General features: G+C 64.8%; 10 protein-coding genes. 9 read left to right on the top strand and 1 reads right to left on the bottom strand.

Annotation, left to right across the window (positions count from 1 at the left end; all coding sequences use genetic code 11):
- Positions 1-65: 65 nt before the first annotated feature.
- Complete coding sequence (locus tag VW23_RS26785; RefSeq protein ID WP_069912527.1) at positions 66-731, bottom strand: SGNH/GDSL hydrolase family protein; 666 nt, start codon at positions 729-731, stop codon at positions 66-68.
- A 162-nt stretch (positions 732-893) separates the two neighbouring features.
- Here VW23_RS26785 and VW23_RS26780 point away from each other — a divergent pair, with 162 nt between their 5' ends.
- From VW23_RS26780 to VW23_RS26740, 9 genes are all read left to right on the top strand, one after another.
- Positions 894-2,081 carry a sugar ABC transporter substrate-binding protein gene (locus tag VW23_RS26780; protein ID WP_069912526.1) on the top strand — a complete coding sequence of 396 codons (1,188 nt, stop codon included), beginning with the start codon at positions 894-896 and terminating at the stop codon, positions 2,079-2,081.
- A 59-nt stretch (positions 2,082-2,140) separates the two neighbouring features.
- The gene (locus VW23_RS26775; RefSeq protein WP_069912525.1) at positions 2,141-3,655 is read left to right on the top strand and encodes a sugar ABC transporter ATP-binding protein; all 1,515 of its coding nucleotides are present in this window, start codon (positions 2,141-2,143) and stop codon (positions 3,653-3,655) included.
- 9 nt (positions 3,656-3,664) lie between these two features.
- Positions 3,665-4,663, top strand: a complete 999-nt coding sequence (locus VW23_RS26770) for an ABC transporter permease (protein ID WP_069912524.1) — start codon at positions 3,665-3,667, stop codon at positions 4,661-4,663.
- Positions 4,663-5,388, top strand: a complete 726-nt coding sequence (locus tag VW23_RS26765; RefSeq protein ID WP_069912523.1) for a FadR/GntR family transcriptional regulator — start codon at positions 4,663-4,665, stop codon at positions 5,386-5,388. The genes VW23_RS26770 and VW23_RS26765 overlap by 1 nt, the downstream gene beginning before the upstream one ends.
- Positions 5,389-5,390: 2 nt before the next feature.
- Entirely contained in the window at positions 5,391-6,173 is a 783-nt protein-coding gene (gene lra1, locus VW23_RS26760; protein ID WP_069912522.1) for an L-rhamnose 1-dehydrogenase Lra1, read from the top strand.
- Positions 6,174-6,183: 10 nt separating this feature from the next.
- Positions 6,184-6,501 (top strand): L-rhamnose mutarotase, encoded by a 318-nt coding sequence (gene rhaM / locus VW23_RS26755; RefSeq protein ID WP_069912521.1) that lies wholly within the window; start codon positions 6,184-6,186, stop codon positions 6,499-6,501.
- 35 nt (positions 6,502-6,536) lie between these two features.
- Positions 6,537-7,715: an L-rhamnonate dehydratase gene (rhmD, locus tag VW23_RS26750; protein WP_069912520.1), complete on the top strand. Its 1,179-nt coding sequence runs from the start codon at positions 6,537-6,539 to the stop codon at positions 7,713-7,715.
- Between the two features lie 17 nt (positions 7,716-7,732).
- Positions 7,733-8,479: an SDR family NAD(P)-dependent oxidoreductase gene (locus VW23_RS26745; protein ID WP_069912519.1), complete on the top strand. Its 747-nt coding sequence runs from the start codon at positions 7,733-7,735 to the stop codon at positions 8,477-8,479.
- A 472-nt stretch (positions 8,480-8,951) separates the two neighbouring features.
- Entirely contained in the window at positions 8,952-10,259 is a 1,308-nt protein-coding gene (locus VW23_RS26740) for a Gfo/Idh/MocA family protein (protein WP_069912518.1), read from the top strand.
- The last annotated feature ends 37 nt before the right edge of the window (positions 10,260-10,296 follow it).

The following is a 10,296-nucleotide window of genomic DNA, read 5'->3' as shown; positions in this document are numbered from 1 at the left end:
GTGATCACCGATGGACCCCCACCCCCCGCCCCTCCCCTCAAGGGGGAGGGGAGCTAGAGTTCGAGCTAAATCTCCAAAATCCGCCGAACTTCCCCAGCCAGTGCCAGGCCGAGCGTCCGGTGCGCGTCGGCGTCGAGGTGGATGCCGTCGTCGTCGCTCGAGGCGATGACGCTGCCGGCGTCGAAGAAGTGCACGCCATAGGCCTTGGCGACGCGGGCGTATTCGGCGGCGAATTTCTGCGATTTGGCGCTGCCGGCTTCGAACATTTCGGTGAGCCAGGTGAGCTTCGCCAGCGGGGCAGGCGACACCAGCAGCACTTCGGGCGCGAGGCCGTCGGGGCCGGTAGTGGAGCGGCGCACCAGGTCGGCGAGTTTGCCGGCGCCATCGGCGATATCGCCGGCAGTCATCGACAGCCGCGCCTTCAGGTCGTTGGTGCCCAGCATGATGATCACCAGGTCGAGCGGCATATGGGTGATCAGCGACACCGGCAGGTAGCGCTCGCCGTTGCGGATCTCGCCTTCGATCGGATCGTCGACGCAGGTGGTGCGGCCGTTGAGCCCCTCTTCGAAGACGCTGACGCCGGCGCCGAGCGCCGCCTGCATGATGCGCGGCCAGCGCTGGGTGACGCCGAAGCGGCCACCGGCGCCACGATAGGGCTGGGGCACGGCGCCCCAGGTGTTGGAATCGCCATAAGCCAGCACCGACAACGGTGCGGACGCCTGATCTGCCATTCGGACCTCCCATTTTCGCTAGCCGTACGGTCAAGCGCGAGGAGCGGTCAACGCATGATTGGTCTGACCAAATAGCCAGAACTGGCTTGCGCCCGGAAAACGGACGCGATATGAGCTTGGATAATTGGACTGACCAATTGTCCAATACAAGGGAGAGAGAACATGCGACTGAAGAGTCTGCGCCTGGCGGCGATCGCCGGGCTGACGGCGGCCCTTATGTCGGGCGCCGCCTTCGCCGAGGATTTCCACGGCTTCGATCCGTCCAGTTTCGACGGCAACATGGTGAGCGCCGAGCAGCTCGCCGCGATGGTGGTTGACGCGATCGCCGCCAATGCGCCGCGCAACGGTCAGAAGCTGACCATCGGCTTTGCCAACCTGCAGCGCGATATCTCGTTCTGCCTCAAGGTGGAGCAGGGCATCGTCGCCAATGCCGAGGCCGCGGGCATCGACCTGCAGATCGTCGATAACCGGCTCGACGGCGCCACGGCGCTGGCCAATGCCGAGAGCTTCCTGCAGCGCAATGTCGACTTCGTCATCGAATTCCAGACCGATGCGAATTTCGGCGCCACCATCATGCAGAAGATGAACGAGGCCAATACCAAGGTCATCGCCATCGACATCCCGATGCCGGGCGCCACTTTCTTCGGCGCCAACAACCCGAAGTCGGGCTTCATGGGCGGGGCCTATCTCGGGCAGGCAGCGATCCAGAAGTTCGGCGCCGACAAGGTGAAGACCGGCTACCTGGTGGTCGGCGAGCTGCCGCAGTCGGGCGCCGTGCCGGCGATGCGCACCAACGGCCAGGTGGCCGGCTTCAAGGGTGCAGTCGGTGAGTTTGCCGATGCACAGGTCATCAAGATCGACACCAAGAACACGCTCGAAGAGAGCTTCACCCAGATGAACAACGTCATCGGGCGGATTCCCGAGGGCGTGCCGATCATGGTGACGGCAATCAACGACCAGGCAGCGACCGGCATGCTGCGCGCCGTCAAGCAGGCGGGCCGCGAGGCTGACCTGATCGTCGTCGGCATGGGCGCCGACGAAATCCAGACGCTGATCGACGAGCCGGCCTTTGTCGCCTCGGTGGGTTATTTCCCCGAGCGCTACGGCAACTTCCTAGTGCCGCTGGCGCTGATGGAGCTGGCCGGCAAAGAAGTCCCGGATACCGTGCTGATGACCCACTACATGGTCACCGACGGCAATGTCTGCGAGTTCTACAAGGACTTCGCCTGCTCGGCGACGCCGGATGCGATCACCTTCGAGCTGCCCGAGGACGCCTACAAGGCCCACCTCGAGGAGATCCGCAAGCTCCCCGAGCTGCAGGATTCGCTCAACCTGATCCCGACCAACTGACCCTGACTTGGGACGGTGGCATCAGCCGCCGTCCCGACCTTTTTCCGGCAGGTTATCGTATGTCCAGCACAGCACGGCTTTCGATGCGCGGCATCGACAAGTCCTTCGGCGGCGTCCCGGTGCTCAGCAATGTCGAGCTGACGCTCGAAGCGGGTGAGGTCGTCGCATTGCTCGGCTCGAACGGCGCCGGCAAATCGACGCTGGTGAAGATCCTCACCGGGCTCTACAGCCGCGATGCCGGGATCGTCGAAGTCGATGGGCAGGCGGTGGTGTTCGGCAAGCCCGCTGACGCGATCGCGGCCGGGGTGAAGCTACTGCCGCAGGAAATCTCGGTCATGCCCGACCTCAGCGTCGGCGAGAATATCCTGCTCGGCGATCTGCCGATGAAGCCGGGCTTCGGCTTCAAGCAGGTCGACTACAAGACCATCCATATCCGTGCCACGGAACTCCTCGCCCAACTGGGTTTCGAAGCGCTCGATACGCACCAGGACGTCAAGCGCCTGTCGGTGGCCGAACAGCGCATCGTCGAGATCGCCCGTGCCATTGCCGGGCAGGCGCGCATCCTGATCATGGACGAGCCGACCGCCGCGCTCACCGAGCAGGAGGCGGAGCTGCTGTTCGCCATCATCCGCCGGCTGAAACAGCAGCGGGTCTCGGTGGTCTATATCTCGCACTACATGAGCGAGGTGTTCGAGATTTCCGATCGCATCGTGGTGCTGCGCGACGGCCGCAATGCCGGCGATTTCGTCACCCGCGACACCAACAAGGCGGCAGTGCTGGCCGCCATGATCGGCGCTACCGCCGGCGATCTCTATCCGACCGAACCTCCCCCGCCGCCCGGCACCGACGTGCTGAAGGTCGAAGGTTTCGGGGTGCGCGGCAAGATCGCCGATGTGAGCTTTGCGGTGCGCTCGGGCGAGATCCTCGGGATTTTCGGGCTGGTCGGCTCCGGCGTCGAAGTGCTGGGCCGGGCGCTCTATGGCGCGGTGCATAGCGAGCGCAGCGGCCAGGTGACGCTCGATGGGCGACCCTACCGGCCGTCGACGCCGCAGCACGGCAAGGAGGCCGGCATCGGCTTCGTTGCTGCCGAGCGGAAGAAGGAAGGCATCATCGCCGACCTGACGGTGCGCGAGAACATCGCGCTGCCGTTCCAGAACCGCTTCACCCGCGGGCTGTTCGTTTCGACCGAGGCCGAGACCGGGCACGCGCAGAACTGGATCCGCGACCTCGGCATCCGCACCCGCGGGCCGGAGCAAAAGCTCAGGACCCTGTCGGGCGGCAACCAGCAGAAGGTGTGCCTCGCCCGTTGGCTGGTCGAGGGGGTGAAGCTCCTGATCCTCGAGGAGCCGACGCGCGGCGTCGATATCGGGGCGCGGCGCGAGATCTACGGCAAGCTGCGCGAGCTGACCGCCAAGGGTTACGCGGTGATCATCCTCTCCTCCGACGTCGAGGAAGTTGCCGGCATTTCCGATCGCTCGCTGGTGCTCGACCGCGGCCGCGTCGTCGAAGAATTTTCGCGCGGGGTCACGCCTGCTGCCCTGATGGCCGCCACGGCCGAAACCCAAACTGCCTGAAGGATCGCCATGGCCACCACCACTGAGACCGCTGCCGCCGCCCCGTCGCTGAAGCGCCGGTTCATGGAACTGCTGGCCAAGCCCTGGTCGGGCGTCGCCATGCTGCTGGTGTTCTACCTGATCCTGATCGCGGTGTTCTCGATCCTGTCGCCGTTCTTCTTCAACACCCGCAACATGCTGCAGATCGGGCTCAACGTCGCCTATATCGGGCTGATGGCGGCAGCGGGCACGCCGCTGATCATTGCCGGCGGGCTCGACCTGTCGGTGGCGGCGATCGCCGGGCTGACCGGGGTGATGATCTCGCTCCTCGTCGGGCTCGGGGTGCCGGTCTGGGTGGCGGTCGGGCTGGCGCTGGCGCTTGCCGCAGCCATCGGCGTCGCCAACGGGCTCTTCACCACGCGGCTGAAGCTCAACCCGCTGATCACGACGCTCGGGATGATGAGCATCGTTTCGGGCATTGCGCTGGTGCTGACCGGCGGCCTCACCAGGCCGCTGATGATCCCCGGCTTCAACTGGATCGGCAATGAGCGGGTGTTCTCGATCCCGATCCCGCTGATCATCATGGTGGTCACCTTCTTCGCCTTATGGCTGGTGATGACCAAGACCAAGTTCGGCCGCTTCATCTATGCGGCGGGCGGCAATGCCGAAGCATCGCGGCTGATCGGCATTCCAGTCGAACGCACGGTGATCGTGCTCTACGTCATCTCGGCACTGGCCGGCGCCGTTGCCGGCACCATCCTCGGTGCCATGCTGGGGGCGGCCGGCCCGAACGCCGCGGGCTCGCAGCTGCTCACCGTCATCGCCGCCATCATCCTGGGTGGCACCAGTCTCAATGGCGGGCGCGGCTCGGTGTGGGGCACGCTCCTGGCCGTGCTGATCCTGGGCACGCTCAACAATGGCTTGACCCTGCTCAACGTATCGAGCTTCTGGCAGGATGTGACGCGCGGCGTCGTCCTGATGCTCGCGGTGAGTCTGGATCAGTTGCGCAATCGCGCCCTGGGTGAGTGATGATCGCGGTTGAGTCCTATGCGCCGATTGAACGCAGCAGTTCCGTCGCCGAGCAGGTAGCGAAACGCTTGCTGGAGATGGTGCGGACCAAGGCGCTGAAGCCGGGGGACCAGCTGCCGCCGGAACGCGAACTCGCCACCTATATGCAAGTCAGCCGGCCGAGCCTGCGCGAAGCCTTGCGCGGGCTGCAGATCCTCGGCGTCCTGAAGATGCGGCAGGGCGGCGGCATCTATGTCACCGGGCTCGAGGCCTCGGACCTGTTGGGCCCGCTGCAGTTCCTCATCACGCTCGACAGCCAGAACCTCGGCGCGCTCTACGAGAGCCGGCGAATGATCGACGGCTCCATCGCCCGAATGGCCACCGGGCTGATCACCGATGCGCAATTGGCCAAGCTCCACAAGCTGGTCGAGGCGCAGGTGCACCTCACCAACGATTCCCTTGGCTTCCGGCTGGCCGATACTGAGTTTCACGAGACCATTGCAGCGGCGACCGGCAACACCTTCCTCGTCACCATCTCGCACTCGCTTTACGTGCTCGGCATGGAGTACCGGCGGATCGCTGCCGAAACCCCCAATGTGCTGGAGCGCTCGCTGGCCGAGCACCGGGTGATCGTCGCGGCGCTCGAGGCGCGCGATGCGGCGGCGGCGGAAGCGGCGATGCAGGCGCACCTGCTTAGCGTCCATCGCTCGACGCTCGAAGTGATGCAGGCCAAGGGTGAGTTTTAGCCATGTTGCTTGAAGGTAAGCGCGCCATCGTCACCGGCGGCTCGCGCGGCATCGGCCGCGGCATTTCGGTGGAACTCGCCCGGCAGGGCGCCGATGTGGTGATCAACTACTTCGCCGGCGCCGACCAGAGCTTTGCCCGCGACACCGCGCATGACGAGACGGTGGCCGAGATCGAAGCGCTGGGGCGCCGGGCCATCGCAGTCGAAGGCGATATCGCCGACCCGCAGGTCAGCGCCGACCTGGTGCAGGCAGCGGTCGCCGCGTTCGGCGGCGTCGACATTCTTGCCTCCAACGCCGGAATCTGCCCGTTTCATGCCTTTCTCGACATGCCGCCGGCGCTGCTGCAGCAGGTGGTGGGGGTCAACCTCAACGGGGCGTTCTACGCGGTGCAGGCGGCGGCGAACCGGATGAAGGACCAGGGCACAGGTGGCGCGATTGTCGCCACCTCGTCGATCTCGGCGCTGGTCGGCGGCGCCATGCAGACGCATTACACCCCGACCAAGGCGGGGGTGCATTCGCTGATGCAGTCGGTGGCCATCGTGCTCGGACCCTATGGCATCCGCTGCAACTCGGTGATGCCGGGCGCCATCGCCACCGACATCAACAAGGACGATTGGTCCGACCCCAAGAAGCGCGAATACCTCAATAACCGCATCCCGCTCGGCCGCTTCGGCGAACCTGAGGATGTGGCCAAGGTCGTCGCCTTCCTCGCTTCCGACATGGCCTCCTACGTTACCGGCGCGGCGCTGCTGGTCGATGGCGGGCTCTACGTCAACCTGCAATAGGAGAGATAAGATGTCCGAGCGCATCGCCTTCCGCATGAAGGTGCATCCCGGCAAGGTCGCCGAATACACCAAACGCCACGACGAGATCTGGCCCGAGCTCAGCCAGGCGCTGCGCGACGCCGGCGTCTCCGACTACTCGATCTGGCACGATCCGAAGACCGACGAGCTGTTCGCGACGCTGGTGCGCACTGCCGACCACACGATGGCTGATCTCCCCAAAACCGAGATCAACAAGCGCTGGTGGAAGTTCATGGACGACATCATGGACTATAATGACGATGGCACGCCGCATGTCGTCGAGCTCCGGCAGGTCTTCCACCTCGCCTGATCTTCCCTGATACCTTTGCCGATCGGCCGTTTTCCATGTCCGACTTCACTATCAAGGCCGTGCGCGTTTCGCTCGTTACGAGCGAAGGAGATGGCGGCGACTATTTCCAGCAGGGGCGCGGCCATTGGCTGATCGACACGCTGATTGCCAACCCGATGTCGGGTTACGAGCAATACAAGGCGTCGCGCCAATCCTGGGGCATCGGGGTGATGGGATCGATCGTCGTCGAGATCGAGAGCGAGGCCGGCGTCACCGGTGTCGCCACCGGCTTCGGCGGCCCGCCGGCGGCCTGGCTGGTGGCCAACCACTTCACCCGCTTCCTTATCGGCGAGGACGCGCGCAATACGTCGAAGATCTGGGACCAGATGTTCCGGGCCTCGATGCCCTATGGTCGTAAGGGGATGCCGATTGCCACCATCTCGGTGGTCGACCTGGCGCTGTGGGACCTTGTCGGCAAGCTCCGCGGCGAGCCGGTCTACAACCTGATCGGCGGCAAGTGCCATGACGAGATCAGCTTTTACTGCACCGGCCCGGCGCCCGATGCGGTGAAGCAGCTGGGTTTCTGGGGCGCCAAGGTGCCGCTGCCGCATAGCCATTTCGACGGCGAAGCCGGGCTCATTAAGAACATCGAATTCCTCACCGCGCAGCGCGCGCGGGTGGGGCCGGACTTCCCGCTGATGGTCGATTGCTACATGGCGCTGACCGTGCCCTATGCCATCCGCCTCGCCGAAAAGACCAGACACCTCGACATCTACTGGTGGGAAGAGGTGCTGCACCCCGACGATATCGAGGGGTTCCGGCTGTTGAAACAGGCGCATCCGACCCTCAAGTGGACCACCGGCGAGCACGAGTATACCCGCTATGGCTTCCGCCGGCTGATCGAGGAGCGCACCATCGACGTGCTGCAGCCCGACGTGATGTGGGTGGGCGGGCTGACCGCGCTCTTACAGATCGCGGCGCAAGCGGCGGCCTACGATATCCCGGTCATTCCGCATGGCTCGGGGCCGTACTCGTACCAGTTCATCGCCAGCCAGCCGGCGCAGTCGCTGTGCGAATATGTGGCGGCCAGTCCTGACGGGCGCTCGATCCGCCCGATCTTCGGCAAGCTGTTCACCGGCGAAGACCTGCCGCAGAACGGTCGACTAAAGGTCAGTAGCGCGCCGGGCTTCGGTATGGAAATAGCTGATCGCGGTCTCTTACAGCCGTTCGCCTGACCTAATAAGAGAGTTTCATGAACCAGATTGATCTCAACGGCCAGGTGGCCGTCATCACCGGCGGTGCGCAGGGCATCGGCTTCGCCATTGCCAAGCGCCTGGTTGCCTCCGGCGCCAAGGTCAGCCTGTGGGACATGAATGCCGACCTGTTGGCGAGCGCCAAGGCCGAGCTCGGCGCCGCCGCGTCGACCGTTGCGGTCAACATCACCAATTACGACGCCGTCGCCGCCGCGGTGGCGGAAGTCGAAGGCAAGCTCGGCAAGCTCGATATCCTCGTCCACTCGGCCGGCATCGCCGGCAAGAACGCCCCGCTGGACGAATACGAGCTCGACGAATGGCGCCGGGTCATCGACATCGACTTGAACGGCGCGTTCTACGTCAACCGCGCCGTGCTGCCGGGCATGAAGGCCCGAAATTTCGGCCGCATCGTCAACATCGCGTCGATCGCCGGCAAGGAGGGCAACCCGAACGCTTCGGCCTATGCCGCAGCCAAGGCCGGCGTCATCGGCATGACCAAGGCGGTGGGCAAGGAAGTGGCGAAGTACGACATCGCCATCAACGTCATCACCCCCGCGACGGCCAAGACCCGCATTCTCGACGAGCTGAAGCCCGAATTCATCGACTATATGCTGAGCCGCATCCCGCGCGGCCGCTTCCTCGAAGTCGAGGAAGCCGCGAACATGGTGGCCTGGCTGGTGTCGAAGGAGAACAGTTTTACCACCGCTTCGGTGTTCGACCTGAGCGGTGGCCGCGCCACCTACTGATTTGAGCGAGGGCCGCCCATTGGGCGGCCCTCTGCTTTCCCACCGGCGTCATCCCCGCGAAGGGCGTCACACGGGCGCGGCGGGAAGGATAGTCTGTGCCCTCCACCCCTCACCCGTCTCGGCCTAACGGCCGATCCACCCTCTCCCCGACGGGGTCCGGTGAAGGCCCAATGGCCTTCACCGTGGGAACAGAGGTGATCGCCGTGCTCTCCGGATTCTTCTCCCCGTCGGGGTCGCGGGACGAGGGCGTAGCCCTCGTCCGGAGGTGGCGCGTAGCGCCGGATGAGGGGAAAGCCACGATACCAAGGGATCGGGAATGACGCCGGTGGGTGTGGAACCTTCGTGGCTCAACTGCACCACCCCATCCCTCCCCCCTTAAGGTCGGGTTGACTAAGTAACCAGACGGTGAATTATTTCGGGGCGACCCGCTGGAGGACCCCGGGTTGCATAACACCCGACGAGGACACCCCCAGTGAAGTACGCGATAGTCGGCGTCGGCGGGCGCCATGCCATGTTCCGCAGGGCGATCACCCAGACGCATGCGGAAGGCAACGACCTGGTCGCCCTGTGCGACGTGAACGAGACCCGGCTGGCGCTTTCGGCCGGCAAGATCCCCAAAAAGGGCAACGGCATCGCCACTTACGAGGCGGCTGATTTCGAGCGGATGATCGCCGAGCAGCAGCCCGACACGGTGATCGTCACCACACCGGATTACCTGCATCACGAATATATCGTCGCGGCGCTGAAGGCCGGGCGTAACGTGATGACCGAAAAGCCGATGACGGTGGATCTGGCAAAGCTGCGCGCCGTGCTCGAGGCGCAGCAGCAGAGCGGCAAGCGGCTTACCGTCACCTTCAACTATCGTTACACGCCAGCTCGCACGCAGCTCAAAGACCTGTTGATGAGTGGCGTCATCGGCGAGATCACCGCGGTGGATTTCCGCTGGTATCTCGACCGGGTGCACGGCGCCGATTATTTCCGCCGCTGGCACCGCTACAAGGAGAAATCCGGCGGCCTCCTGGTGCACAAATCCACCCACCATTTCGACCTGATGAACTGGTGGGTCGCCTCGACCCCCAAGACCGTCAGCGCCAATGGCAAGCGGGTGTTCTACACGCCGGAGATGGCCGAGGAGCTCGGGCTCGGCGCACATGGCGAGCGTTGCCACGACTGCCCGGTGTTCGACCAATGCGAGTATCGGCTCGACCTTGCCGGCGATCCGGCGCTGCGCGAGCTCTACCTCGATGCCGAGGACGACGACGGCTACCTGCGCGACAAGTGCGTGTTCGCCGATGACATCACTATCGAAGACACCATGCAGGTGCAGGTGAAATACGCCAACGACGTGTTCCTCAACTATACGCTGTGCGCCTACAGCCCCTGGGAAGGCCTCGAGATCAAGTTCCACGGCACCAAGGGCGAGCTGACGCACCGGCATGTCGAAGTGCATGGGGTGTTCGGCGGGGTGCGCGACAAGGCGCAGGAAGACGCGATGACGACGACGCTGCATCTCGCCGGCGGCTTGCCGGAAGCGATCGACGTCTGGGCCGGCCACGGCGACCATGGCGGCGCCGACCCGGTGATGCTGGGCTATCTGTTCGAGCCCGAGAGCATGGAGCCGGATCGCTACAACCGCGCCTCGACGCATAAGGAGGGGGCGTGGTCGATCCTTACCGGCATCGCGGCGAACGCCTCGATCGCGTCGGGGCAGACGGTGGACGTGGATCGGATGCTGGCGGAGGCGGGGATAGCGCTTAGCCGCCGAGCCGGTGCGAGCTGACCCCCACCCCTGTCCCCTCCCCCTAAGAATGGGGAGG

It is taken from the genome of Devosia insulae DS-56, from assembly GCF_000970465.2.
Classification (GTDB): domain Bacteria; phylum Pseudomonadota; class Alphaproteobacteria; order Rhizobiales; family Devosiaceae; genus Devosia_A; species Devosia_A insulae.
This window is presented reverse-complemented; position numbering and strand designations above follow the sequence as displayed.

Coding starts and splice junctions, on each gene's coding strand:
- VW23_RS26775 (WP_069912525.1), top strand. CDS start 2,141: ATGTCCAGCACAGCACGGCTTTCGATGCGCGGCATCGACAAGTCCTTC.
- VW23_RS26765 (WP_069912523.1), top strand. CDS start 4,663: ATGATCGCGGTTGAGTCCTATGCGCCGATTGAACGCAGCAGTTCCGTC.
- VW23_RS26785 (WP_069912527.1), bottom strand. CDS start 731: ATGGCAGATCAGGCGTCCGCACCGTTGTCGGTGCTGGCTTATGGCGAT.
- VW23_RS26745 (WP_069912519.1), top strand. CDS start 7,733: ATGAACCAGATTGATCTCAACGGCCAGGTGGCCGTCATCACCGGCGGT.
- lra1 (WP_069912522.1), top strand. CDS start 5,391: ATGTTGCTTGAAGGTAAGCGCGCCATCGTCACCGGCGGCTCGCGCGGC.
- rhmD (WP_069912520.1), top strand. CDS start 6,537: ATGTCCGACTTCACTATCAAGGCCGTGCGCGTTTCGCTCGTTACGAGC.
- VW23_RS26780 (WP_069912526.1), top strand. CDS start 894: ATGCGACTGAAGAGTCTGCGCCTGGCGGCGATCGCCGGGCTGACGGCG.
- rhaM (WP_069912521.1), top strand. CDS start 6,184: ATGTCCGAGCGCATCGCCTTCCGCATGAAGGTGCATCCCGGCAAGGTC.
- VW23_RS26770 (WP_069912524.1), top strand. CDS start 3,665: ATGGCCACCACCACTGAGACCGCTGCCGCCGCCCCGTCGCTGAAGCGC.